This is a genomic window from Shouchella sp. JSM 1781072 (genome assembly GCF_041949915.1).
Classification (GTDB): Bacteria; Bacillota; Bacilli; order Bacillales; family Bacillaceae_D; genus Shouchella.
Window position 1 is genome coordinate 1278998 of sequence record NZ_JBHFQE010000001.1, and the last position, 26043, is coordinate 1305040.

The 26043-nt window shown below is 40.0% G+C and carries 27 protein-coding genes; 8 read left to right on the forward strand and 19 right to left on the reverse strand.

What is annotated here, in order from left to right; all coding sequences use genetic code 11:
• The first annotated feature begins 91 nt into the window (after positions 1-91).
• The 4 genes from ACE1TH_RS06775 to ACE1TH_RS06790 all read left to right on the forward strand — a co-directional run bounded on the left by ACE1TH_RS06775 (position 92) and on the right by ACE1TH_RS06790 (position 3686).
• Positions 92-793: a response regulator transcription factor gene (locus tag ACE1TH_RS06775; RefSeq protein WP_099300637.1), complete on the forward strand. Its 702-nt coding sequence runs from the start codon at positions 92-94 to the stop codon at positions 791-793.
• Positions 790-2166: a sensor histidine kinase gene (locus ACE1TH_RS06780; protein WP_375078622.1), complete on the forward strand. Its 1377-nt coding sequence runs from the start codon at positions 790-792 to the stop codon at positions 2164-2166. Before ACE1TH_RS06775 ends, ACE1TH_RS06780 begins: the two co-directional genes overlap by 4 nt.
• On the forward strand, positions 2150-2821 hold the full coding sequence (locus tag ACE1TH_RS06785; protein WP_099300635.1) for a PepSY domain-containing protein: 672 nt from the start codon (positions 2150-2152) through the stop codon (positions 2819-2821). The genes ACE1TH_RS06780 and ACE1TH_RS06785 overlap by 17 nt, the downstream gene beginning before the upstream one ends.
• Before the next feature lie 91 nt (positions 2822-2912).
• Positions 2913-3686: a PepSY domain-containing protein gene (locus tag ACE1TH_RS06790; protein WP_176554213.1), complete on the forward strand. Its 774-nt coding sequence runs from the start codon at positions 2913-2915 to the stop codon at positions 3684-3686.
• A gap of 259 nt (positions 3687-3945) precedes the next feature.
• On the opposite strand, the gene ACE1TH_RS06795 is transcribed toward ACE1TH_RS06790, so the two are convergent.
• The 4 genes from ACE1TH_RS06795 to ACE1TH_RS06810 form a co-directional block, all read right to left on the reverse strand.
• The gene (locus ACE1TH_RS06795; RefSeq protein ID WP_375078623.1) at positions 3946-5127 is read right to left on the reverse strand and encodes a hypothetical protein; all 1182 of its coding nucleotides are present in this window, start codon (positions 5125-5127) and stop codon (positions 3946-3948) included.
• A gap of 150 nt (positions 5128-5277) precedes the next feature.
• A complete protein-coding gene (locus tag ACE1TH_RS06800) occupies positions 5278-5547 on the reverse strand; it encodes a hypothetical protein (protein WP_099300632.1) in 270 nt (89 codons plus the stop codon).
• Positions 5544-6626: a response regulator aspartate phosphatase gene (locus ACE1TH_RS06805; RefSeq protein ID WP_099300631.1), complete on the reverse strand. Its 1083-nt coding sequence runs from the start codon at positions 6624-6626 to the stop codon at positions 5544-5546. Before ACE1TH_RS06805 ends, ACE1TH_RS06800 begins: the two co-directional genes overlap by 4 nt.
• A 265-nt stretch (positions 6627-6891) precedes the next feature.
• Positions 6892-7089: a hypothetical protein gene (locus ACE1TH_RS06810; RefSeq protein ID WP_099300630.1), complete on the reverse strand. Its 198-nt coding sequence runs from the start codon at positions 7087-7089 to the stop codon at positions 6892-6894.
• A 342-nt stretch (positions 7090-7431) separates the two neighbouring features.
• Between ACE1TH_RS06810 and ACE1TH_RS06815 the strand changes: the two genes are divergently transcribed.
• Entirely contained in the window at positions 7432-8373 is a 942-nt protein-coding gene (locus ACE1TH_RS06815) for a Gfo/Idh/MocA family protein (protein ID WP_375078624.1), read from the forward strand.
• A gap of 50 nt (positions 8374-8423) precedes the next feature.
• Here ACE1TH_RS06815 and ACE1TH_RS06820 read toward each other — a convergent pair whose 3' ends face one another.
• Both ACE1TH_RS06820 and ACE1TH_RS06825 read right to left on the reverse strand, forming a co-directional pair.
• On the reverse strand, positions 8424-8633 hold the full coding sequence (locus ACE1TH_RS06820) for a DUF2642 domain-containing protein (RefSeq protein WP_375078625.1): 210 nt from the start codon (positions 8631-8633) through the stop codon (positions 8424-8426).
• A gap of 19 nt (positions 8634-8652) precedes the next feature.
• Complete coding sequence (locus tag ACE1TH_RS06825) at positions 8653-8913, reverse strand: DUF2642 domain-containing protein (RefSeq protein WP_099300627.1); 261 nt, start codon at positions 8911-8913, stop codon at positions 8653-8655.
• A gap of 133 nt (positions 8914-9046) precedes the next feature.
• Here ACE1TH_RS06825 and ACE1TH_RS06830 point away from each other — a divergent pair, with 133 nt between their 5' ends.
• Positions 9047-10291 carry a glycosyltransferase family 2 protein gene (locus ACE1TH_RS06830; protein ID WP_375078626.1) on the forward strand — a complete coding sequence of 415 codons (1245 nt, stop codon included), beginning with the start codon at positions 9047-9049 and terminating at the stop codon, positions 10289-10291.
• Here the strand turns inward: ACE1TH_RS06830 and ACE1TH_RS06835 are convergent.
• The 3 genes from ACE1TH_RS06835 to ACE1TH_RS06845 form a co-directional block, all read right to left on the reverse strand.
• Positions 10288-11415, reverse strand: a complete 1128-nt coding sequence (locus ACE1TH_RS06835) for a DegT/DnrJ/EryC1/StrS family aminotransferase (RefSeq protein WP_099300625.1) — start codon at positions 11413-11415, stop codon at positions 10288-10290. The two genes, ACE1TH_RS06830 and ACE1TH_RS06835, sit on opposite strands and share 4 nt — an antisense overlap.
• Complete coding sequence (locus tag ACE1TH_RS06840; RefSeq protein ID WP_255225185.1) at positions 11412-12707, reverse strand: nucleotide sugar dehydrogenase; 1296 nt, start codon at positions 12705-12707, stop codon at positions 11412-11414. Before ACE1TH_RS06840 ends, ACE1TH_RS06835 begins: the two co-directional genes overlap by 4 nt.
• Before the next feature lie 105 nt (positions 12708-12812).
• Positions 12813-14015 carry a glycosyltransferase gene (locus ACE1TH_RS06845; RefSeq protein WP_099300623.1) on the reverse strand — a complete coding sequence of 401 codons (1203 nt, stop codon included), beginning with the start codon at positions 14013-14015 and terminating at the stop codon, positions 12813-12815.
• A 131-nt stretch (positions 14016-14146) separates the two neighbouring features.
• Between ACE1TH_RS06845 and wecB the strand changes: the two genes are divergently transcribed.
• Positions 14147-15229: a non-hydrolyzing UDP-N-acetylglucosamine 2-epimerase gene (gene wecB, locus ACE1TH_RS06850; protein WP_375078627.1), complete on the forward strand. Its 1083-nt coding sequence runs from the start codon at positions 14147-14149 to the stop codon at positions 15227-15229.
• 93 nt (positions 15230-15322) lie between these two features.
• On the opposite strand, the gene ACE1TH_RS06855 is transcribed toward wecB, so the two are convergent.
• The 10 genes from ACE1TH_RS06855 to ACE1TH_RS06900 form a co-directional block, all read right to left on the reverse strand.
• A complete protein-coding gene (locus tag ACE1TH_RS06855) occupies positions 15323-16561 on the reverse strand; it encodes a glycosyltransferase (RefSeq protein ID WP_375078628.1) in 1239 nt (412 codons plus the stop codon).
• The gene (locus ACE1TH_RS06860) at positions 16558-17232 is read right to left on the reverse strand and encodes an acyltransferase (RefSeq protein ID WP_099300620.1); all 675 of its coding nucleotides are present in this window, start codon (positions 17230-17232) and stop codon (positions 16558-16560) included. The genes ACE1TH_RS06855 and ACE1TH_RS06860 overlap by 4 nt, the downstream gene beginning before the upstream one ends.
• Before the next feature lie 15 nt (positions 17233-17247).
• Entirely contained in the window at positions 17248-18171 is a 924-nt protein-coding gene (locus tag ACE1TH_RS06865) for a glycosyltransferase (RefSeq protein ID WP_375078629.1), read from the reverse strand.
• A 195-nt stretch (positions 18172-18366) separates the two neighbouring features.
• Positions 18367-19719 carry a GntP family permease gene (locus ACE1TH_RS06870; protein ID WP_099300618.1) on the reverse strand — a complete coding sequence of 451 codons (1353 nt, stop codon included), beginning with the start codon at positions 19717-19719 and terminating at the stop codon, positions 18367-18369.
• Positions 19720-19747: 28 nt separating this feature from the next.
• On the reverse strand, positions 19748-20896 hold the full coding sequence (dgoD, locus tag ACE1TH_RS06875; RefSeq protein WP_099300617.1) for a galactonate dehydratase: 1149 nt from the start codon (positions 20894-20896) through the stop codon (positions 19748-19750).
• 14 nt (positions 20897-20910) lie between these two features.
• Complete coding sequence (locus tag ACE1TH_RS06880) at positions 20911-21540, reverse strand: bifunctional 4-hydroxy-2-oxoglutarate aldolase/2-dehydro-3-deoxy-phosphogluconate aldolase (RefSeq protein WP_255225181.1); 630 nt, start codon at positions 21538-21540, stop codon at positions 20911-20913.
• A gap of 12 nt (positions 21541-21552) precedes the next feature.
• Positions 21553-22506: a sugar kinase gene (locus ACE1TH_RS06885; RefSeq protein ID WP_375078630.1), complete on the reverse strand. Its 954-nt coding sequence runs from the start codon at positions 22504-22506 to the stop codon at positions 21553-21555.
• Between the two features lies 1 nt (position 22507).
• Positions 22508-23260, reverse strand: a complete 753-nt coding sequence (locus ACE1TH_RS06890) for an IclR family transcriptional regulator (RefSeq protein WP_099300614.1) — start codon at positions 23258-23260, stop codon at positions 22508-22510.
• A gap of 129 nt (positions 23261-23389) precedes the next feature.
• Positions 23390-24532: an MFS transporter gene (locus tag ACE1TH_RS06895; protein WP_099300613.1), complete on the reverse strand. Its 1143-nt coding sequence runs from the start codon at positions 24530-24532 to the stop codon at positions 23390-23392.
• A gap of 61 nt (positions 24533-24593) precedes the next feature.
• Positions 24594-25124 carry a TetR/AcrR family transcriptional regulator gene (locus tag ACE1TH_RS06900; RefSeq protein WP_099300612.1) on the reverse strand — a complete coding sequence of 177 codons (531 nt, stop codon included), beginning with the start codon at positions 25122-25124 and terminating at the stop codon, positions 24594-24596.
• Between the two features lie 150 nt (positions 25125-25274).
• Between ACE1TH_RS06900 and ytvA the strand changes: the two genes are divergently transcribed.
• Positions 25275-26042 carry a YtvA family blue-light photoreceptor gene (gene ytvA, locus ACE1TH_RS06905; RefSeq protein ID WP_176554212.1) on the forward strand — a complete coding sequence of 256 codons (768 nt, stop codon included), beginning with the start codon at positions 25275-25277 and terminating at the stop codon, positions 26040-26042.
• Position 26043: the final 1 nt, after the last annotated feature.

Genomic DNA, 26043 nt, shown 5'->3' on the forward strand with positions numbered 1-26043 from the left:
TGTTCTTTTTCTCATCAAATTCTAACTTGTCATGCTTCCTTTTTTTGTGTACGCTACGTTCAACAATAGAACTCCTGAAAGGAACGTTAATATGGAGAAAAAGAGCCATATCCTTGTCGTTGAGGATGAGCAACGAATTGCCCGAGTGCTCCAATTAGAGTTAACTTATGAAGGGTATACGACAACCATTGTTCACGATGGATTAGATGCTTGGCAAACGCTCCAAGCTCAATCGTTTGATTTATTGCTTCTCGATGTCATGCTTCCTAATTTGAGCGGCATCGAATTGTTGCGCCGAGTTCGGAGCCGTGGCGATGCAACGCCTGTTATTATGCTAACAGCAAGAGATGCAACTGTTGATAAGGTGACCGGGCTTGATTTAGGGGCAAATGATTACATGACAAAACCGTTTGAAATTGAAGAATTACTTGCACGCATTCGTGTGTCTCTACGGCAAGCACCCATAGCTAAAAAACACTCATCTCGTTCTCTATTAACCGCTGGCTCTCTGCATGTTGATACCGCATCCCATGATGTACACGTTGAAAACAAGCACGTCGCTCTCACAAATCGTGAATATACACTACTTTGCTATCTGCTTGAACATCCAAATCAAGTGTTGTCACGAGATCAACTATTAGAGAACGTGTGGGGCTATGATTTCTATGGTGAAACAAATGTTGTAGATGTTTACATTCGTTATTTGCGTAACAAGCTAGAAAAACCGTTTGGTTTATCTTTTATTCAAACTGTTCGTGGAGCTGGCTACATGTTCAAGGAGTCAAGCTTATGACGTTGTCTTGGCGTATAACCCTGCTTTCGACTGGTCTTATCACGATCTTGCTTCTCGTCGTTAATCTATCTGTGTATGCGCTGTTCAAAGAAAATCTAACAAACAGTGAATTAGAGCGGCTTTCTACTCAAGCGGTCTCGATTGCGACAGGTCTCGACCAGGCAAATGCGAGTCCTGAGTCACGTAACCAATTTATTAACGCATACGCACCAGAAAGCGGGATGTTACGGCTTGTGGATAAAACGGATACGGTAATCGTAACAGCTACACGAAACGATGATTTGCTTGAATTACCTAGTTCGTTCTCTTCCCAAGAATCAAGTGATCTAGTGAGCATTGACGATGAATCGTATGCAACAGCCTCTACCCCTGTAATTTGGACAGACGGTCGAGTTGTTTCCCTTCAACTTACTCAGCGGCTTGATTATTTGGATGAGACCCTACCTTTATTAGGAATGATTTTACTTCTTGCGTCCCTCATTATTTTGATTCCGACCTTTTTAGCTAGTCGTGCGTTAGGACGCTTTATTTTGAAACCCATTCGCTCTCTAGCGAAAACAATGAATGACATCCGTCAGCGCGGGGTATTAAAAAAAGTGCCCGATGTCTCAACCAAACAAGATGAATTAGCTGAGTTAAGCCGTTCGTTTAATCATATGATTGACTTGTTACAACGGAACGCAGATCAACAGCAACAGTTTGTTTCTGATGCATCTCATGAATTAAAAACCCCCCTAACCGTTATAGAAAGTTATGCGAAAATGCTTGAACGCTGGGGGAAACATGATTCTTCGATGATCGATGAAGCCGTTAATGCCATTCTATCTGAATCGTCAAGAATGAAGGGATTGACAGAGCAAATGTTACTGCTCGCAAATGGACAAATGCCAGCACATGAAACGAAACGTCTACACATAGATAAACTCGTTCAGGAAACATGTGCCAAAATGAGCATTGGCTCCAATCGAGAAATTCACTTTATTAAGCCTGTAAACCCTTTATACGTGCAAGGTTCCGAGCATTTAATCAAACAACTTCTTTTCATTTTACTTGATAATGGCATCAAATATTCAGACGACCCATTAGTTGTAAAAACGATTCAACACGGCGATAACGAATGTGTTGTTTCCGTAATCGATTATGGTATTGGCATTAGTCAGAAGGAGCAAGAAGCCATTTTCAAACGGTTTTATCGTGTTGACAAAGCGCGCTCTCGGGAAACGGGTGGAAGTGGACTCGGTCTTTCGATTGCAAAGAAAATTGTTGAAGAACATGGTGGTTCTATGCAGTTAACGAGTGTTGAAAACCAAGGTTCCACCTTCTCTATCACGATTCCTTTGGTAAGAAAGGAGCATAATGATGACAAGGTTTAAGAAAATGCTTCTTTTCATTGGCGTTTGCGGTGTTATTCTAGTCAGCTTTAGTGCTTATCAGTGGATGCAGCCAGAGCCTTTAACCCATGATGAAGTAACGGTTTTGGTCAACGAGCGTTATGAACCAAGCGAGATTCAATCAAGCACATATCAAAAAGATACGAATGTGTATGAGTTTATGTTTTTAAAAGATACCGGTCAATACGAACTCATTCTTGATGCGACTTCTGGGTCCATCCAATCCTTACAGCTTGTTGAACAACGAGAAGAGCCTCTTTCTGAAGCTGAGATTGAATCGATTCTGCAAGCATCTTATCCTGAACAGATCGTCAACATTTCCAATGTAACGATGCAAGAAAACCGATATGTTGTGGACTATCAAATCGACGATCAGTCTGGAGAAGCGGAGATTGACGCCTACACAGGTAGCATCATTTGGAACAGTTTTGAAGAACAGCAAGCGCTTTTGACGCCTGAAGAAGCTGTGGAGCTTGCTCTTGCAGAAGTACCGGGAACATTTGACGATATTGAACAAGAAAACCTCAATGACCGACTTGTCTATGAAGTTGAAATTGAAGACACAGGACGAGATGATGACGCAATTGTCATTGTAGATGCCTATTCTGGAGAAATCATTTCGGTGATTTGGGATTAATCGTTTTCTCATTAAACGCTCATTTTCCTTTCATGGTCTCTTCATTTGGAGCTGTTATAGTAAAGCTATCAAACAAATGGAGGTAAGACTTATGAAAAAACAAACCGCTATCGTTACAGGTGCTTGTGCACTATTACTTGCTGGAGGCACGACTTGGGGTTTTGCTAGTGCTAAAGAACAAACCTCGGTGAAAGAAGTGACAGCTCCATTAACCGCTGTTGCCGGAGCGACTTCTTCAGCCCTTTCTCTTGAGCAAGCCGTTAAGCAAGCGGAAGACTTTGTTGGCGGCAAAATGGTAAAAGCAAAACAAGATACAGATGATGGCAAAGATGTCTTTGAAATTGATGTTCGGACTAATAAGGAGACATTCGAGTTTACGTTTGATCAACATTCCGGCAACATCACCGAAATTGACGGCAATTTGCTAGTAGCAGAGAGTCAAGCAAAGCCAGCTCTCTCACAAGAAGAAGCTGAAAACCGCGCAAAAGAAGAAAGTGGCTTGACAGATGTAAAAGAGATCGAGTTAGAACTAGAGAATGAGAAACTGATCTATAAAATTGAGTTTACGTTGCACGACGAGGATACGGATATAATTATTGATGCAGAAACAGGCGACGTTCTAAGTATGGATGAGGAAATGGAAACTCCTTCATTAGAGAGCCGTGCGGAATCACAACTCTCACTAGAAGAAGTCAATACAATTCTTCAGTCAGCATTTGGCAACGATGTGAATGTGATTGAGAGTGAGCTTGATTATGATGATGGTGTTGCCGTCTATGAGCTTGAAGCCATCATAGATAACACAGAATATGACATTGACATTCACGCTGAAACAGGAGAGATTTTAAAACAAGAACGTGATTAATGAATCCATTTATACGATCCCAATGACGAAAGAAATCGTTATTGGGGTCGTTTTTTTCTAATTGGATAGCATCAATCTAAGCTACTCTTATTTTTAAACCATGTGCTCTACAAGAGTCATTTATGATGTAAAAAGCATTCTCTATTTAATTTCAATTATTTTTTACGGCATTTTCTTTTATATGAGTAAAGAGCGTAAAGGCCATCTTTTTACACGTTATCGTTTGCCCACTCTCTCCCCTGCAAATCAATCATTCTTTTCACTCTTGCACAGGTACCTCCATTGTAGCTAAATGACCTTCTTCATCGACGATCGAAAACAGAATTGCTTCTCCATCCATCTCGTCTCTTGAGCCGCTTAAATCCATTTCAAACTGACCTTCTTCATCGGCTTCAATGGTGGTGTTAAAATTTCTCGGATTGAGATTTGTGATTGTGATAGAAGCATGCGGAACCGTTTTACCGACAATGATTGGTTCAGTCGCAACAATTTCATCAATGCTGGTTTCGTTTTTAATCGTATTAATGACGGCCCATTCTTCGTCTGTCCAACCTTGTACGTCTTTTTCTACTAACGTAGTCACGCCTTTCGCGACGATGTAAAAGGTTAGCGTATCGCCAGCCGTTAACACATTCTCATCAAAGCTAGTTGAAATTGTATTCTCAAGCTCTACATCCGCTGCAGGCAAATTTAAATCTTCGCTAAAACCGATCTCTGGATGTTCAAGATGAACAGCATCTACATCTTCAACCACGTGTTGCACATGGTAAAATCGAGTATTTTCATAAATGTCGTCTAATTCTACTTCTTCCTGAACTGCAGCTTCAAGTTCTTCTGTATCTGCTTCACTCGGAATATACGCCATCCCCTCTTCTTCCGGATGGATCGGCAAATCGAATGCTTGCTCCTGCGGCAAGAAGCCTGAAACAATAAATCGTATTTGCTCCATGTCATTTAAATCATAGTTACTAAACGACACGGAGAAATGCCCTTCATCGGATACGTGTGGATCTAAGGCATTTTGATAATTAAAACCTGACTCATGTTCATCATCTGGAAATACGAAACGAACCATTTGTCCAGGACTGACGGTTCCATTATAAATGCGTGTATTTTCGTGAATACCTGGCAACTCTAAATGTTCAATCGCTTCCGGTGCTACTTCTCTCGTATCGTCCGTTACCGCTAAGGATTCGTAGTACGCTTCATTACGCTCTTCTTCTGACTCATTTTCATTATCACTATCATTGTTTACAGATTCGGAGTGCTTCTCCTCTTCTTGATTTTCTTTCATTTCTGAATCTAATTCTTGATCCGCTGTCTCATTTTCACCATCATGATTTTGATTTGTTTCGTTCGTTTCACCATCATTTCCGCAACCTGCTACGATCGCTACTACCATCACACTTGCAAAACTTGCTACGATCGACTTGTTCCTCATGTCACACCTCCACAAAAACTTTATGTATACAGCTTATGTAACCGTTTTACAAGATACCGAAACAATCTAACTACTGCGCTCATATTCATTTTCACACAAAAAAAGCCGTCAAAGACGACTTTTTTATAATAGGTTTATTGTAAGTTAAGTTTATGCTTTACCTGTTACTTGATGAAAATCATGTTTACCTGCTAGCTGATGGAAATCATGCTTGCCTTTTTGATGAAAATCATGTTTTCCAGCAATCTTATGAAAATCGTGTTTTCCCAGTTGGTGGAAGTCATGCTTACCTGCAAGTTGATGAAAGTCATGTTTTCCATCCTGATCCACTGTATCGCCTGTCGCAGTGAAATGACCACCTACTAATGCAAATGATGTGAATACAAACGTAGCTGCTAAAGACATTGTCCATTTTTTCATAATAAATCAACCCCCACATTTGATTGTTTTTTACTCATATGGTTTACTAATCTTGCATACTTAAGAGCGTTTGCCAAATCACCTTTTTGTTCGAAGTGTTGCGAAATTTCTTCGCATATTTCCGAGCATTCAAAAAACTTTTCATTTACTTTTAGCATGTCCAACCCTTGCTCTACTTCAGAAAAATTATCTTCTAGATACAGACCTCTACTTACTTTACATTTTGCTTTAATTTCCATTAGTTTTTGAGCTCTTGCGTTGAATTCTAGTTCCTCTAACCCCCCTATGTAAGTTTCATTTCTCAACCTTGCATTAAGCAAATTATACTTCGATTTTAAACCCGTAATGGATTGAGAAAACTCATTAATCGATAACGCTTGCTCAAAAAGCTGTACCGCATCATTAAAACGTTGTTGAGTCATTCTATTTTGACCCAAGTTATGCAAAACAAGCGAATGATAATAAGGGAAAGGTTTCGAAATTTCAATCATTTCTTTATAAATTCTTTCTGCGGATGCTTGCTCGCCTAATTCTGTATCAATGGCAGCTAACACCAATTTACAACGAATTTCATTCACAAGATACATTGGGTTTTTACCGAAAAACTCAAGCGCTTGATCCATATAAGAAGCAGCAAACGTATACTGATCAATGCGATAATAACTCATCCCTAGTTCTTGATAAAATTCTGCTTTTTCCGCTGGATCATTCACTTTTTCAATTAGCCGTTCCGCAACTTTATACATTTGAACAGCCGACTTATAGCGTTCATTCAAAAATTCATTCTGTGCTGAAACGAAATAAAACATGAAGTTAAGATAATCGTCTCTCTCAATTTCAACAGGTGTCGGAAGTGTGGATTCAAACAACTCACCTGTTCCGTATGTTGATAATAATTCATGCTTAAAACTAACAAGCTGGTAGTAGGCAAGAATTTTGTCATTTGATTCCATTTGTTTAATTAGTTCTTTCGTTTCGTTTCTCAAACGTTGAGCGTGCGTAAAATTTTTCGCGATTAGACAGCTATGCCACTCAACAAGTTTTCCTCCAATGATGCTAGCTGATAAAGCGACAATCATTCCACATCCCTCTTTTCCAATTAAATGTTAATTTCTTTTATTATAAATGACTTCGACAAGAACTTATATAGTTTAGACATGTTTCCCAACACAAAGTGACAAATTTATTTGAAAAATACTTTATTTTTAAGAACGTTATGTCCGAAATAAATGAATGAAAATCTACTTCACTGAATGCGTAAATTCCCCAAATTAAAAGCAAAAAACACAATAAATAAGACGATCTCCCCCTATCAATCAAGGATTAATCGTCTTTCGAAATCGCCTATTTACTCTTTCCAAATAATCGTCTCTGAATCAAAAAAGCCGACATACTACATAAAGCAAACGCGACCACTGTAATGGCCATAACAACTTTTAAGGATTGGTCAATTGGAGACTCAAACAACTGTGGGATCAAAATAATTAAAACTGCTCCAGTGATGCTTATGCCAAAAATGAAACCTGCCAACAACTTATGCACCGAATCACCTCACTACACACCTTATTATCTCTTTTATCTAGAAATTCCTTTCATTATAAGGAAAATCAGTCATAAGTCTTTCAAATCTTCTTTTTGAGCATATAATAGAATGATATAAATGTATTATTTTTACAATTTAAACTACAAAATGGAAATCAACTAGATTTCATTAAGTGTTTTTAATCGAAACCCGTGCCATCCGTTTCATTTTCGACAGAACGTTATGTTTGTCCATTCATCTCATTTTGCTTTGCATAAACTACTTTGTAGAGCGACTTTAATAACAGTCTATCAAATGCAAACGATAGTCGTTTTAATTTTTCATAAAGTGAGGAGAGTTAGATGAAAGTAGGAGTAATTGGTGCAGGGAAAATGGGTGAAAACCATATACGCACCTATTTATCTTTAACAAGCGATTGCCAATTCGTTGGATTATACGATGTTGATCCTAATCGCAGGGAATCAGTCGCTGCCATGTACAACGTCAAACCATTTTCTAGTCTTGATGCGCTTCTTCAAGAAGTAGACGCAGTAAGCATTACCGTTCCGACAGTCTATCATTATGAGATTGCCCTTGCTTGTATTGACCAGCACGTCCATATGCTAATTGAAAAACCAATCACATCCTCTGTCAAAGAGGCAAAAGAGCTTGCTGAGCGAGCTAAACAAGCAGGTGTTTTCGTACAAGTAGGTCATATTGAATTGTTTAATCCGCTTATTAAAGCTGTTCAACATGCTGTTATGAATGAAACCATTATTGCCATTGAGACACACCGTATGTCAGCCTTTAGTTCTCGTCTAGAAGGGGTCGATGTGGTTCAAGATTTAATGCTTCACGATTTATATATTTTAGCATCTATTCTTGGTCCTGATTGTCTTAATACCATTTATACAATTGGCCACTTATCAAAAGGATTACCTATTCATGCGGTTGCCATTGCGAAAACCTCTACAGGTGCCGCAATCCAATTAACAGCAAGTTACCAATCAAATAAAAATATACGTTCGATTCATCTATTAACAGAGAACGCTTATATGGTAGCAAATTTATTAACGAATGAGCTTGCGATTACAAGACGATCTGACTCAACAGGACCGTACGCACGTTCAATTACAGAAACGATTCACGCCCCTACAATTCAGCAACCTTTAACACTCGAATTGCAGTCGTTTCTCTCTTGTTTAAAAGAAAAGAAGACACCAGCTGTAACCGCCGACGATGGAATTAAAGCATTGATAGTAGCAAATCAAATTAGTCAGTCTATCGAAAAGCATACAAAATAAAATCAACAGCAAAAACCACTTCTAAAACGAATTAGAAGTGGTTTTCTTTATTATGCGGCTTGCGGAAATCGTACATAGTTAATCGCATCAATGAATATATATTGGTTTGACCCTGCTTCATAACCATCTGTAACATCAATGACAAGGAACGATGGCGTAACGCGAACGATAATTCCTTCAATCAAATTTGTATCTGTTGTCACTTCAACTCGAGCAGTCAGTCTTTTCGATAACTCTTGATATAAAAAGCGTTTAAACAATCGGGTCTCCTCCTTTTTACTAAGCTAATGGTCGAACGGTTTCAATCTTTGCAATGCGTACAAGAACTTGTGCATTAGTCTCATCAAGCAGCACAATGTAGTCATGTTCTACAGCTACTAACGTCCCTGATAAAAAGCCAAATGGTGTTGATCCTTCAATTTCTCTTCCGATTAAACACCAAAGCTGTTCTCGCTTCGTCACAGGATGGTTGCAACAAGCTGGAAAAAATATAGATTGAAACAATGATTTAATGAAAAAGAAAAAACGAGTTATAAACATTCTATCCCTCCTTTGTAAGTCTCTCTTTAGTTAATGTATAAATTGAAAGATTGCTTGTTTAATTGACCTAATTGCTGTTGAATTCCATGAGTGTCTCAGGGTCTTTTGGATATACGAAAATAGGAGGTTTACTATGTTGGTCTCCGTTGTGATTCTTGCTTTTAAGCATAACCACTCATTTATAAAAGTGCTTCAATCTCTTAAGCAAACAAATTTTGAGATTGACGCAGTCTATTATATTCATCCATCCAACTGCCACTTCTCGGAAACAAGTGCAGATGTGATTTCAATCCCCTTACTGGATGATGATTATGGCGCCACGCTTAATCACTTGTTACCGAAAATGAATGCGTCACACACGCTTATTGTTGATTCTCAGGCATCCTTGTCCAAAGATATAGCTATCCATCAACTAACCCAACAAGATACGATCGTCACCGGGAACCATTTTGCCTGCCTCATAACCAATCACGCTATTTTACACTTTCCGTTTCCAGACAAATGGTTGCTTCCCTTTCCAGAATCTTTGCTTCCCTTTTATCTTTGCACGTTGCCAAGTGAAAAAAAGAACCTCGTCACCCAATCCAGCAACTGGGCAACTGCTTCAAATAGAAATAAAAGCACAACATATCGATCAATTGCAGATTGGCAACAACTTTACGAACTTGAGCAAGCGCAAAGCCAAACCATTCCTGTTACAGTCTTAATCGCGAACTATAATCAAGGAAACTATCTGGATACGGCCATTGCTTCTTGTTTAACAGGATCCATCGTACCGGAAGCCATTTTTGTAAGCGATGACGGTTCTACAGATTCATCACCGTATCGATTAACAAATTGGAATCACCCAACAGTTACTACGTCCTTTACTGACCATAACCAAGGGAAAGTACATGCACTGAATGATTTACTTCCATCTGTGCAAACGCCTTTTATTCTCGAACTAGATGCAGACGATTGGCTAGACCCAAATGCCTTTTCGGTTTTAGCAGAAACCCTTAAAATGTGGCCAACTAGTTCTCCCCTCCTTTACGGAAATTTACGCCGTTGGAAACAAATGGGATTGCATCAGCTTATTTACAAAGGAATTGCAAAAGGAAGAGCCGTATCGTCCAGCTCCTCCTTACGCCAATACCGGTTTCCACTTGGACCCCGTATCTACCGAACCGCCTCGTTAAGATGTTTAGGAGGTTTCATCCAGTCTCCATATGAAGAAGGACGCTTATATGAAGATGTTTCCACAATCTATCAATTAGCGAAAATTGGGCCGCTTCACTACGAAGACTTCACCATTTATAATGTTCGGGATCACGCTCAAAGCATTACACAAAAAAACCACTCCAAGTGGAATGGTTTTCTTAAACAGCTCGATCATTAACGATTGGTATCAATAAAATGATTGATATGCGCGATGATCAACTCTTGCTCTTCAATTGATAATTCTGGAGAAATCGGTAAAGCTAAAATTCGATCCGCTGCTGCTTCAGCATGTGGAAAATCACCTTTTTTCAAGCCAAGATAAGCAAACGCTTCCTGTAGGTGCAGTGGAACAGGGTAGTAAACGGCTGATGCGATTCCTTGCTCTTCCAAATAGTCTGCAACGGCATCTCGATCATCAAATTCAATGCAATATTGATGAAAGGTATGACTTCTTGTTTTGTTTATAGCAGGTTTTTTGATTGAATCATCTAATCCTAAAGTGTAACGCTTTGCAATATCATTTCGCTTTAAAAGAAAAAGGTCAAGGAACTTTAACTTCGCAAGTAAAACAGCTGCTTGGATTTCATCAAGGCGACTATTTTGTCCAATTGATGCATGTCGGTATTTACTCGTACTTCCATGGTTACGTAATGCCGTCAATTTTTGATGAACCGCTTCAGAATTGGTGACAACCATGCCAGCATCGCCAAAAGCCCCTAAACTTTTTGATGGAAAAAAGGAAAAACAGCCTACATCGCCTAAAGCACCTACACGCTGACGCTTCCATTCCGTTCCGATTGCTTGGCATGCATCTTCAACAATATAAAGTTCATGCTCATCGGCAATCGCTCGTAACGCGTTCATATTTGCCGCCTGCCCAAAAAGATGAACAACAAGAATCGCTTTTGTTTGATCTGTCACTTTTTTTGCCACTTCTTTAGGGTCGAGGTTGTAGCTGTTTTTTTCAATATCAGCAAAAACAGGCGTAGCGCCAACTTGTGCAATTACTTCACCTGTTGCAAAAAACGTAAAAGGTGTTGTAATGACTTCATCACCTGGTCCAATATCAAGTGCTTTTAACGCCAAATATAAGGCGTCTGTTCCGTTTGCGACTCCACTTGCATAGCTTGCTCCTACGTATTCAGCAATTTGCGCTTCAAGCAATCGCCCTTTTTCCCCTAAAATATAGTGACCACTATTTAAAACATCCATAATGCCTTTAAGCAAATGAGGTTTTAACACGACATACTCTCTTTTCAAATCTACCATTGGGATAAACGATTCTTTTCCTTGTTTACTCATAGGCCTAATCCTTTGTAGCGGATGCCTGTTTTAGATAATTTCTTTGGATCAACCGCATTACGCCCGTCAAATAAAAGTTTACATGAAGGGAATGAGTCAAATTCGATGGTTTGATACTCATCGTGAAAGGCTTGCACAATAATTGCGTCAATCTCTTTAGACGCCTCACTTGTAAAAGAAAACGGTAAAAGCGCTCTTTCTTTTAATTCTTGTTCAGAAAACATTGGATCATGAACAACTACGTTTGCTTGTTTCTTCTTTAATTGATCAAGCAAAAGCCATGTGGTTGATTTCGTTTCTTCTTTCACGTTTTCACGATAAGATAAGCCGAGGATGAGAATGTTTTTGCCATTCAGCCCGTCCAATTCTTGTTCAATTTCTTGAATCGAATAAGCTGCCATGCCATCATTCACGTCTCTTGCTAAATGAGCAAGTCCTTCTGACAAGCCTCTTTTCATAAAAAAGTACGGGTAGATAGGAATACAATGGCCACCAACACCTATTCCTGGTGAGTGAATATGCGAATAAGGTTGGGTATTGCTCGCTTGAATGACTTCACGGATATTTACATGCATTTTAGTTGCATATACGGCAAGTTCATTTGCTAGAGCAATATTAACATCCCGATACACGCATTCTGCTACTTTTGCGAACTCTGCGGTTTCAGATGATTCCACTTCAATAATATCAGCTTGAATGGCTTGCTTATAAAATGCAGAAGCGCGTGTTAAGCTTTTTTCATTCACGCCACCAACAATTTTAGGATATTTTTTCAAATCACTTAAAATTTTATTTGAATAGACGCGCTCAGGACTATACGCTAAAAAGAAGTCTGTGCCTGCTTTTAAGCCAGATACAGCTTCTAATTTGACGCCAAATCGATTTCTCGTATCTCCAGTTGGCAAAGTCGTTTCAAAAATAACCGTCGTGCCTTTCGTCAATCCAGCAGCAATTTCCTCTACTGCTGCATCCATATACGTGTAATCCACATCATTGTCTTCATAAACGAGTACAGGGACAACGACGATCACAATATCAGCTTTTGATACAGCCTCCTTCGTATCGAGGGTTGCGCTTAACACTTGACGTTTATGACCTAATTCGACCAGCTCTTTTAACCCAGGTTCATTCTTAACGTGAGATTCTCCTGCATTGACAGATTGAATCACAGCAGGATTGACATCTGCGCCAATCACTCGAAAACCGTTGCTTGCATAAATTGCTGCCATCGTTAAGCCAATCTTTCCTAACCCAACGACAGCTACTGTTTGTTGCTTCGGATATTCTTCCATAACTTCGCCCCTTCTCTATCAGTTTCAGCTTCATTACATACTGTATGTTCAAGAGAATGAGATGTTATGGACAGCTTGATCAAGAGATTCGTGGAAATTCATGTATTAGACTTGAAAGAGTTGTGCATATCGTGCGTACAAACGGTATTCCATTTGATCCCAGCTATACGTTTTTTCAAGAACATATCTACCTTTTTGACCAGCCAGTAAGAGTTTTGAGCGATCTTGATACAGATCAATTAGCTTCTCTACGTATGCGTCAACAGAACCACTTTTTTCTATGATAAATCCACATTCATACGTATTAATAAAATCTTCCATATCTTTACTGCTAGGAACAATTGGTGGAATGGCACGTTCTAAATAGCTAAAGAATTTATTTGGCATTGAATACATACGGTTTAATGCATTCGATGTGTTCAGCTCAATCCAGCCAACGTCAATTGTGGCACAAGCCATCACGATCTGTTCGTAGGGCAACCAGCCAGTTGAACGGATGTTCTTACGAATGGTGGCTGGAATAGACTCTGTTTCGATTCGATCGCCAATGATGAGAGCTTGCAAAGGAATTGTTTGATTGGCACGTTTCACAATCTCAATAAGTTTGTCAGCATCTCCCTTGTTTTTCGTCAGCTTGCCGATGTAACCGAGAACGAGCGGAGAAGAACGGTGCTTTTCTTCCTGTTTAAAAGGCATTAGAAACGGCGAATTATAAAGAATGTCAATTGGCTTTGTATAGCCCAACTTTTGATAGTAGTTTCTAATAGAAGGAGAGACTGTAAAAATCGTGTCTACTTCCAGAAACAGCTCTTTTAAAAGTGTGCTCATTTGTTGAAACACTCTTTGACTATAAGGTTCTAAAGGGTCAGGAACAAGTTCATGACTGTCATAAACTAGCTTCACTTCTTTCCCTTTCGATTTAAGCGCTCGCTTGACCATCACGCCATCATAGCAAGAAGCAAACTCATGCGCCTGATAAAGATCAGCTTCAACGGAGACAGCAAGATCCACGCAAGGTGAGGGCATTGACTCTAGTTTCCCTGATTTTAAAAGTGCGATTTGTCGAGCGAGTTGTCGCTTTTGTTTTGGTGGATCATAAGCCAAGAAATGAACGCCTTCATATTCAAATGCTTGTTCTAAAAATTGTTCCGTTAGCAAGCGACCGCTTGTATCGAACAAACGACCTTTTTTCTTCGGCACGATTAACGTTACCTTATACCCTCGTCGCACCAGGCTCTTAGCTTCCTTTTGAAAAATTCGTGCGTCTAAAAAAGGATGCTCGGCCACTAAAAAACAAATATGTTTCATTTCATCCCTCTTCCTGCTTAGGTTACGTATCTATTTCCCATTGTCGCCGTGCCATTCTTCTCTTTTTATTCATACATTTACTAGTATCGAATGAAACAATTACGAGATTGGTGCACCTAAAGGAGGAAACAATGAAATTCGTTACAATTATTGGCGCAAGGCCGCAATTTATTAAAGCTTGTATGGTATCGCGACGTTTAAGTCAAGACACTTCGATAAAAGAAGTTCTTGTTCATACTGGTCAACATTATAATGCCAACATGTCTGATGTGTTTTTCAAGCAATTAAACATCCCAAAGCCTGATTATCATCTCGGCATTGGCTCCGGCTCTCACGGTGAACAAACTGGAAAGATGTTAATGGAAATTGAACAAGTCCTTTTAAAAGAAAAGCCTGATGCTGTCTTGGTATATGGTGATACGAATTCAACCATAGCCGGTAGTCTCGCAGCATCGAAGCTTCATATTCCTATCATCCACGTCGAATCTGGATTACGCTCGTTTAACCGCAACATGCCAGAAGAGATTAATCGGATTGTCACCGATCATCTATCAAGCTTGCTGTTTTGCCCTTCTCAATCATCCGTTAAGCAACTAGCGATCGAGGGAATGACGAAAGGGGTTCACGCAACTGGGGACATCATGTATGATGCGGTTCTTTACTATCAAGACAAAGCCAAAAGCCACTCAAGAATTCTCGACCAACTAAAACTGAAACCGAAAGATTATTACGTAGCCACGATTCACCGTGCTGAAAATACAGATTCACCGGTTCGATTACAGGCGATTATGAAAGGGTTCGCTCATTTAGATAAGACCGTCATTCTTCCCCTTCATCCACGTACAAAAAAGCAACTTGAAAACAAGCCAGGATTAAAAGAGTTTGAAGGAAAATCTCTTTTGTTTATTGATCCTCTGGATTATTTTGATATGCTGGCACTCATGAGCCAAGCGCAAACCATTTTAACGGACTCAGGCGGTGTTCAAAAAGAAGCCTACATGCTAGGAATACCGTGCATCACACTCCGTGATGAAACAGAATGGATTGAAACCGTTGATGCCAAATGGAACCAGCTCGTCGATGCAAATGATTCAAGTGCCATTATAAAAGCTGTCCAAACAGCGTATAAACCTTCCGACTATCCAGCTTTATTTGGGGATGGGCATTCTGCAGAACATATTTATCAAATTATAAAAAAGCACTTCTTATTTTAGCTGAAAAGCGATTATGACTCTGCCATAATCGCTTTTTTATGCCCTTAATTAAAAACTTGCGAGCGCCATTATAGCTCTCACAAGTGGTCGTTTTTATTTTTCGATATAGAAAGGCTTTTGTTGATCGTCTAACAGCGCTTCGTACATCTGAATCATCCGTTGCTCCATCTTCTCCCAATTATAGAGTTGTTCCATTGCTTTACGTGCATTTATACTCATTTGCTTTAAGACATCTCGGTTCTGATGCAAATAGAGAATCGCCTCTGCGTAATCATCTCCTGTAGCTTTTTGTTTATTTAAAACAATCCCACACTGGTGCGTCTGAATGAATTGTTCCATATCATGACATTTATTGACGATAACAGGAATGCCGTTGTTTAAATAACTAAAGAATTTATTCGGTAGCGCATACGATCGATTTAAAGAATTACTTAAATCATCAAAATCAATCCAGCCAATATCGACTTCGGCCATTTCATCCGCAATGTTTTCAAACGGCACCCAACCTGTTAACGAAATATTGTCTTTTAACGTGTCTGGAATGTCTAGACTGTGGCCGTGCAACACGCCTCCAATGATTTTAAATGTAAAGTCGTTAATATGTGACTTCGATCGCTCTGTCATCTGATAGATTTTATCGCTACTTCCTTTTTTGTTATCAGCAACATGCCCTTCATAGCCAACCGTTAATTCAGTATCCTTTGGTACTCTTGCTTTAAATTTTTTGTTTAATGGAGGTGAATTATAGAGAATTTCAATTGGTAGTAACGGTTGTTTTGTAATATAGTAGGCTTTAATTGATGGGGAGACCGTAATTAATTGATCAATCTCCTTTAACATATCATCTAGCAATTTACCCATTGCGATAAATTTCGGCTTCTTATCAAACGGATCAGGAATGAGGTCATGGCTATCAAAGATTAATTGAATCGGTTTTCCTTCTTTTTCTCGTTGTCGCTTAATCCCTATGCCAGCAAATAACGAGGCCACTTCATGAGCGTGGTACACATCCGCATCTTCTGCCAATCCTAATTTTACAAGTGGATGATTAAAAGTTAATGATTTTGCGTCAATATGCTCCTGCATATGCTCAACAGTCGGTTTAAACGATTCAAAATCATACGTCACCATTTTAATGCCTTCATACATAAAAGAAGGTTCCAGCAATTCATTGTCAAAGGGCTCTTTATTTACTTTAAATAATTTCCCTTTTATTCTTGGCACAATCATTACAACATCGTAGCCATGTTTTTGTAATGATTTTGCTTCCTTTTGAAAGATGCGCGTGTCTAGAAAGGAATGGGTATGGACGAGCATACACACTTTTGTCATTGTCCTTCCCCCTTCAAAGGACGTGCAGGGACGCCAGCCACAACAACATCATCCCCTGTATCTTTCGTCACAACTGCTCCTGCGCCAACGATGGTCCCTTTCCCTACACAAACACCTGGAAGCAGCGTGGCATTGTTGCCAATCTTTGCGCCCTTTTTAATATACGGCCCTTTCATTTCATACGCTTGCGCGCCCATATATTTATCATTTGACATCGACACACATGGCCCAATAAACACATGATCTTCTATCGTCGTGTCTCCAGTCACATAAGCAGACGTTTGAATGGTACAGCTTTCGCCAATTGTTGTATTTAATTCAACTATGGCAGAACGCCCAATGACCGTTCCTTTTCCGACTTTGACAGATTCTCGAATGCTGGCATGATCGCCAACAAAAACATGTGCTCCAAGTTCCGTTCCAGCATAAATGGAGACAAGAGAGCCTAGCGTTGTGCCTTTTCCAATAATCAATTTACGTTTTGTTCCAAGTGATTTTCTCATCCGCTTGTTGCCACCAACTTGAATACCTAACACACAGTTGGCGCCAATAACCACACCATCACCAAGTTCTGTTCCTGCTAAAATAACCGTGTTGTCCCCAATGACAACATCTTTCCCTACAACAACATCTTCTTCCACGACAACATTGCGTCCAATTTTTTTGGTCATACGTTCAGCCCTTTCTTATGAGAGAATAAATTCTATTTGTTTCAGTATGTCTTCACTCCGCTTTTCCGTTGTATGATAGCGATGAACAAAAGAGAAACCCTTTTCCATAATCCTATACCGCTCTTTTTTCTGGTTGAGATAATAGGTTGCGGCTTCAGCAAGATTTTCCTCATGAACAGAGACAAAATGAGTCCCTGGTATAAACCCGAGCGCCTCTAATTCAGGAAAACTTGGAGCAAGCAATAGACTACGGCAAGCGAGTGCTTCATAATATTTCTTTACTGGATACAGATATGCGGATGGACAAGTAAAAAAGACATGCGCTTTATTAATTTCCATCGCATATCGTGTCCCTACCAACTGTTTCGTTTCTTCATACTGAAACGAATAGCCAGGATGAGATTGGTAATGGAACCCTGGATGATTTTCAAAGGTTTTAAGAATCAATTGCCGGAAAGGGTAAACGTGATTAACTGCACCGAGCAATAGAAAATCATAGTCTTTTGGTAACCCGTAATCTCGAAAGATTGTCGGCTCAACAAAATGAGGTAGCCACCGCATACGTTTTGTAAACGCTGGATAGGTTTCTAAACAAGCATCTCGCGTCACACTGAAAAGATACGTAGTCGGATTGCGCCTTAAAAATTGACGCCGTCTTTCTGTAAAGCGGTGCACATCGTTTACAAATAGAGCCGACGGAATCGAGACAGCACTTAATCCATTAATGTTTGGTTCAAAGCGATCCCCAATATCGTTTACAATTAGAATAAAATCTGGCGTGTGTTTAAGTTTCTTGAGAATAGCTTGGATATGCCCAGAGCTTCGCCAAGTGGTCACGGTGACGCTCTTAGCAAGCGCCTTTTCTAAATGAGCATAGTTTCGGTCCGTAAAGAAATTCGTATCTTTTGAAATGATTAACAAATGAGATAGTCGCTTCAAGATACATGCCCCCTTTCCATACGGCTCATCTCTTTGCCTCTTCCATCCTATGAAAACATTGATTAGACGGCTTCAACGATTGTCCCCGCTAACGTAGACTTGGGTTTTCTCTTTGAGATTTCGTTCAAACGTAATATGTCTATATGCATAAAAAAAGAGCGCTAGAATGCGCTCTTTTAAAAGAGAATCTCTTGTTTATGAAAAGAAGAAACTTAGTCCAAACACGACAAGAAAACCGACACCACCGATAATGGTTTCCATTACCGTCCATGATTTCAACGTATCTTTCTCAGACATTTCAAGGAAACGACTCACTAGCCAGAAACCAGAATCGTTTACGTGAGATAGAACAGTTGCACCACAAGCGATGGCAATGGCAATTAATGCTAAGGAAGGCTGTGATAAGTCGACCATGTCGATGATTGGTGAAACGAGTCCAGCTGCAGTGATCATCGCAACCGTTGCCGAACCTTGCGCCACCCTTACAAAAGTTGCAATTAAGAAGGCTAGTAACACAAGTGGGAAACCAGATGAAGCCATTAATTCACCCATTGCATCGCCAACACCACTCTGAATCAGAACTTCTTTAAAGACGCCACCTGCTCCAGTAATTAGGATGACAATCCCTGCTGGTTCAAGGGCTTTTGTTGTCATCGTTTGAATTTGTTCCTTCGTTGCTCCACGGCGTTTTCCTAAGAAATACATCGCTAGTAACGTCGCCACGATTAAGGCGATAAATGGATGACCTACGAATGTAAGAATTTGATGCGTTGTTGTACCTTCTTCTAAAATCACGTCACCTGCAGTATTTAACAAAATCATGACGAGTGGTAATAAAATAATAAAGCAAATTAAGCCGAAGCTCGGTAATTCTTTTGTTGATTTTTCTTCTTGCTTTGTTGCTTCTACGATGTGTGCCGGTACACCGACATGGACACGCTTCCCAATCCAGCGACCAAATAATGGACCTGCGATAATCATCGCCGGGAGTCCTGCAATAACGCCGAACAACATCATCCAGCCTAAATCTACGCCAAGTACAGATGCGACCGCAATCGGTCCTGGTGTGGGCGGGATAAAGCTATGTGCCACCGCAAGACCTGCTAGTAAAGGAATTGCATAATAAAGTAGTGACTTGCCTGTTCGCATTGCTAAACTATAAACAATTGGAAGTAAAATAACGAGCGCCACATCTAAAAATACAGGAATCGCGACGATAAATCCTGTTAAAGCTAACGCCCACTGAGCTCGATTTTCCCCAAATCGATCGACCAAGGTAAAGGCTAAACGTTCTGCTCCGCCAGACGTTCGCAACATTTCACCAAACATCGCACCAAGCCCGACGACGATGGCGATAAAGCCAAGGGTTCCACCCATCCCTTCTTCCATTGTTTCAATTAACGATGTGGGATCCATCCCAGTAAAGATTCCAATAAAAATACTCGCTATCAATAGCGCGAGGAACGCTTGCATTTTTGAATGCATAATCAAATAAAGTAGAACACCAATCCCAATAATTGTGACGAGGATTAACCCTAATGAAGACATGTTTGCTCCCTCTCTTTCTTTCTATCCATTACCATTCCGCGATACTGTAATCATTGTGTCTCCAGATAGGATTTTTCCAATCATGGCCAATCTTTGCCATCTTTCTTACATGGTCTTCATTGATTTCAATACCAAGCCCCGGCTTATCAGGAATTTCGACGTAACCGTCTTTATATGTAAAGACACTCGCATCTGTAAGATAGTCTAGTAGATCAGATCCTTCATTATAATGAATACCTAAACTTTGTTCTTGAATAAAGGCGTTATGACACGTTGCATCTACTTGTAAGCAAGATGCGAGTGCAATCGGCCCTAATGGACAATGTGGCGCTGCTGCCACATCAAATGCTTCTGCCATGGAGAGGATCTTCTTGTTTTCTGTAATGCCTCCTGCATGAGACAAATCTGGTTGAATAATATCAACATAGCCATCTTTTAAAAGGTTTTTAAAATCCCATTTTGAATACATCCGCTCTCCTGTGGCAATTGGAATAACAGTATGGTTCGCAATCTCTCGCAATGCTTCGTTGTTTTCAGGTAGGACCGGCTCTTCAATGAACATCGGTCGAAATACCTCTAGCTCCTTAGCAAGAATTTTCGCCATTGGTTTATGTACTCTGCCGTGAAAATCAATGCCAATCCCAATATAAGGACCGACTGCCTCACGGATGGCGGCAACATTTTCAAGAACTCGGTCAATCTTTTCATAAGAGTCGATGTACTGGAGTTCATCTGTGCCATTCATTTTAATTGCCTTAAACCCTTTATCGACCACTGCTTTTGCTGCAGCACCTACATCGCTAGGACGATCTCCGCCAATCCACGAATAGACTTTAATTGATTCTCTCGCTTTTCCACCTAATAACTGATGGACAGGCACACCTAAGTGCTTCCCTTTTATATCCCATAAGGCTTGGTCTATTCCTGAGATCGCACTCATTAAAATCGGACCACCGCGGTAGAAACCACCTCGATACATGACATTCCAATGATCTTCTATTTGTAAAGGATCTTTTCCAATTAAAAACTGCATGAGCTCATCAACAGCTGTTTTTACGGTTGCGGCTTTCCCTTCAATGACCGGTTCCCCCCAACCAATCATGCCTTCATCTGTTTCAATTTTTAAGAAAAGCCATCTAGGTGGCACTTGAAAAAGTTCGTAGCTTGTAATTTTCATTCATTCTCATCCTTTCAAATCGTTCGTGCAATCTCAACAAATCGCTTTGCTCTCCTTGTTAACGCTTGTAAAGAATCTGCTGTAACAGCTTCTTTCGTATTTACTAGGGAACTGCCAATTCCACATGCCGAACTGCCAATTTTCAAGAAAGATGCAACATTCTGTTCGTTTACACCACCAGTTGGTACAAGTGGAATATGTGGCAAAGGTCCTTGAATATCTTTTATATAGTCCGGTCCCATCCTCGCTGGAAATACTTTCACGAAGTCTGCGCCGTTTTCATAGGCTGTAAGAATTTCGGTTGGTGTAAAGGCACCTGGAATACTCACTTTTCCGTAGCGCTTCGTCATGTTAATCGTTTCGATGTTAACAGTTGGAGAGAGAATAAAATCTGCTCCTGCTTGAATGGCAGCCCGAGCCGATTCAGGATCCAATACCGTTCCAGCACCAATAAAAAGTTCATCGCCAAATTCTTTTTTTAAGTGTGTAATGCCGTCGAGAGCTTGATTGGAATTGAGTGTTACTTCAACCAGCTGAATCCCACCTTCTTTCAGTGCTTGTCCAATTTGAACAAGATTACCAGCCTCTGCCCCTCTTATAATGGCAATAATTTTCTCCGATTGTATTGCCTGATACGTTCTCATCCGATCCTCTCCTCATCTCGCAACATCGTCAGCAGAATCCGCTTCCATAAACGTTGTTAATTGGTTTCTCGTTGGTAAGCCTTCAATATCTCCGTTTACTTGCGTCACAATCGCTCCAATCGCACAGCCTTGCTTGACCGATTCTTCAATCGACTTTTTTTCTAAAAGTCCGGCTAGCAATCCGGCTGCAAATCCATCTCCTGCTCCGACCGGGTCTACTACACGCGGAACCGAAAATGCAGGGACGTAACCGCTTTCTATTTTCGTTTGAAAATACGCTCCGTCTTCCCCTAACTTCACTACAACTGTATCTGCCCCAAGCTCCATACACGCTTCAGCAATCTGCTTTTCATTTGTCGTACCGAATAAATAGTCTCCTTCTTGGCGTCCTGGCAGCGCAATAGTTGATGCAGCCATGCAGTCCTTCATAAGTTGTTTTCCTATTTCACCATGTAACAGTTTTTTTCTTATGTTCGGGTCAAATACAACCGGTACGCTAGCGGCGATTGCTTTTCTCATTAGTGCATGTACAGCATCCGCACAGGTTTCACTTAAAGCCGGGGTAATACCAGTTAAATAAACGTATTGAAATCGACTGACATCAACGGGTTCCACATCGTTTACTGATAAAAAACTAGCGGCAGATTGATGACGATAATACTGTACAGACGTTAATGCCTCTGTCGTTTTTTCTTTAAAAAATAGCCCAGTTGAGTGGCGATCGTCTATGGTTACAGACTCAGTCCCAATCCCTTCACCTCGAACGGCGTGAATAATTTTCCGACCAAATTCATCATCACCAACTCGGCTAATCCAGCTTGATTTGTATCCTAACTTCGCTAGGCCTATTAACGTATTTGTTTCTGCACCTGCAACTTTGGTCTGAAAATCAGTTTCATAGCGTAGTTGGCCAGATGAACGAGGTGAAAAGAGAACCATCGTTTCACCCATGCTTAAGACATCCATGTTACCCTCCTCTATAGCCAAGCTTACTTGAAATCATATTGGCTGTGTTCTTAACGTGTTGCACTATATTCGCTTCATGCTTTAACATTCTCGCCTTTGGTCCAGCAACACTTATGGCAGCTTCCATTTCTCCTGTACTGTTAAAAATAGGAGCAGCTAAGCAATAAAGCCCTTCTTCATTTTCTTCATCATCGATGGCATAGCCTTGTTTTTGATAATCTATAAGCTTTGTTTTTAATTCTTCTTTATCGGTTATCGTGTGATCTGTAATCGGTTCCAATTCAGTCTGGTGTATATACGTCTCTCGTTTTTCATGAGGCATATAGGCTAAATAAGCCTTACCAAGTCCGGTACAATAAAGAGGTTTTTTCCCTCCTAAAAAGGCGGATGTGCGAATGGAACGGTTGCTGTCAATTTTTGCGATGTAAATGAGTTCATGATCGACCAATGTAGCCATAAATACGGTTTCTTCCACTCTAAGCATAAGCGCTTTCAAATCTTCTACACCTAAATTTGAAAGATTAAATGATTCCATCGCTGCTTGTCCAACTGGAATTAATTTCGCTCCTAAAATAAAATGATTGCTTTCGTTTAATGACAAGTAATTTTCATCTAGCAACGTTTTTATAAGTCCTGATGCACTACTTTGTGGGAGTTTCAAGTAAGTACAAATTTGTTTATTACTTAGACCTTCCTTATGTATGCTTAACAATTCAAATATACGTAAGACGCGAACAGCCGATTTTACGGACATGGCACCCTCCATCACATATGAGATTGTCGATCATATATGTGTAATATTTGATTGCAGTTTAACACGCTTTCATTTACGTGACAATTATAAATGTTATAGAAGATACGAACATTTTAAAGACAACACCAATTACGGCGCTGTCTTTTGCCCTTCTATACTTTTTTTCGGTGGCGTGATGAACAACCCTACTCCACCTATTAGCGCAAACAGCAGAAAGCTGATTGGATAAGACGTCCATTCAATCGTTTTCCCTGCAAAGAAAGAGCCAATCGATTGGCCTATACCTAAAGCGAGAAAGGATATACTGACGCCAACCGCAGGAAGCTTATCAAATAACTTCGTTGCCCACACAATAAATAAGCCGGTTAAAAAAATATATCCACTTCCAAACAGACTGGCTGATAAGTAGATTGTTAGTCTTGATGATACGAGTAGGATCGCAATTGAACTAAGCAACGCGAGTAAAACGAAGCGATAAGACCACTTCATCCCGATCTGTTGGATGAAACCGCCGGCGACCCCACCTAAAATACCTGCTATACCCATCATGACCCAAAAAAGCACACTTTCATTTGCTGAAACACCATGTTCCACCGTTAAAAAACTTCTTGAAAAAGTCCAATAGATTGATGAGCTAATCCCAACAATGATTGAAGCGAGTAGGAGACCTTTTGCTTGATTCAGAATAGAGAGCCAGTTGATTGATCGATCCTTTGGTTCTTCCTTGTTTTCCTCTCTCGGAATAGACACTAGATTCCATACAAGAACAGCTAGAGCAATGATGGCAAACAAACCATATGATAACCGCCAATGTTCTGTAAAAAGTAGTACAATCGGGCCAGTTATAATCATTCCAAAACTAGTTCCACTGTTTATCCACGTATTTCCGCGATCCAATTGATTTTTTGCCAGCATTTGCCGTGCAATTTGACTTAGAGCTGGTGAAGCCAACCCACTTCCAAGACCTGCCACGAATACACTACTAGCTAAAAAGATCGCTGATTGGGCTAAAGCGATTCCGAGCAAGCCAGTGACTGCCGTTAGTCCAGCTAATGCATTCACTTTTCGTTGTCCAAACCACATAATGCCAGCTGAAGAGACAAGCAAAGCAAGAGAGTAGGCAACATAGCCTAACGAGCCAATTAGGCCACTATCACTTTCACTTAACTGCAAATCTACTGCAATATCGGGCAAAAATAAACCAAAGCTTAGTCGTGCGAATGCATACGTGACTGCAATCATCGCCAGTCCAGGTAATACGAACTTCCACATTTACACCACATCCTTTTATATAGAACGATCATTATATTTTTGAACAAAAAAATGCATTGCTTCAACTGCTAAACAATGCTTTCACCGATAATTGTGTTTCTTCTACAACATCATCAAGATCAAATACCTCTGCCATTGCCGTTGCACCTTCAAGAATGAGCACCAGTCGCAGTGCTTCTCGTTTTGCAAAACCTTGCTCGTTAAAAAGCGTCACCAATCGCTGCTTATGTTGTGTTGCAAAAGTGGCAATCTCTTCATTTTCCGACACACCTGCAGAAAATTCTTCTTTTGCACGTAAGAACATACACCCATTTGCTCCATTTTTTTTAATCCAGCTTAAGTGAGTTTCCAAAATTGCCAGCGCATCAACATTTTCATCTAAAAACGATTGCTTTAACAATTGCATATAGCGAATTTCTCGTCGTTGTAAAATCGCCAAAATCAGTTGTTCTTTTGAATCAAAATGGTTGTACAACGTCATTAGAGAAACATCTGCTTCTTTAATCAGTTGTTTAATTCCTACTGCATGAAAGCCATTAGTCTCAAACAAACGTTCAGAACGTTCGAGAAGCTGCTCCCTTTTTTTACTCATTTCATCACCCTTCGTTTTTGATAGAACGATCACTCTATTCACTATACATCACTTGCTTCTTTTTCGCAATTATAAAATGTTTTGATTGAACCGAACAATATTTTTTTGTACCATTGTGCTAATAAGATGGACCATATAAGTGAGGTTAGAATGATTAACTTAGACGCTGCTTTTTTCTCAAACAGTCTTGACTACACAGGTATTGGAATTGCGATTACAGACCCCAGTATAAAAGACAACCCGATTATTTTTATTAACCAAGGGTTTACTGACATTACTCAGTATGAACTAGAAGAAGTAATGGGACAAAATTGTCGTTTTCTACAAGGCAAGGACACCGATATGGAGGAGGTAGAACGAATTTCCACATCCTTACGGCAAAAAGGCAGCTTTAAGTCGGAAATTCTTAACTACAAAAAAGACGGAACTCCTTTTTGGAATGAACTATCCATCGATCCAGCAAAGAACGGAAGAGATGATAAGATCTATTTTGTTGGTGTGCAAAAAGACATTACAAAACGAAAAATGATTGAACTAGCCTACATGGAAACGATTAAAGAATATGAATTGTTGACTCTCCCAGTGATACCGCTCATGAACGACGTTGCAGTCATGTCCATTGTAGGTACGTTCACAAAAGAAAGAATGAAAAATCAAACGGCACACATTAAGAAAACATTAGCAGATAATGGTATTTCTACCCTTGCCGCTGATGTTTCGAGTTTACATACGTTTACTGAATTTACGCTTGAAAACCTCTTACTATTAAAAGAAGAACTTGAATCTGTAGGTACTACATTGGTTCTTACAGGACTCTCAAACCGAGCAATCGCAGCGCCACTGAATGAGCAAATCATTCATTCCAGTAACCTTTCGATACGCTCAACAACTCAGGCGTTAGTAGAATCCTCTTTTTAAG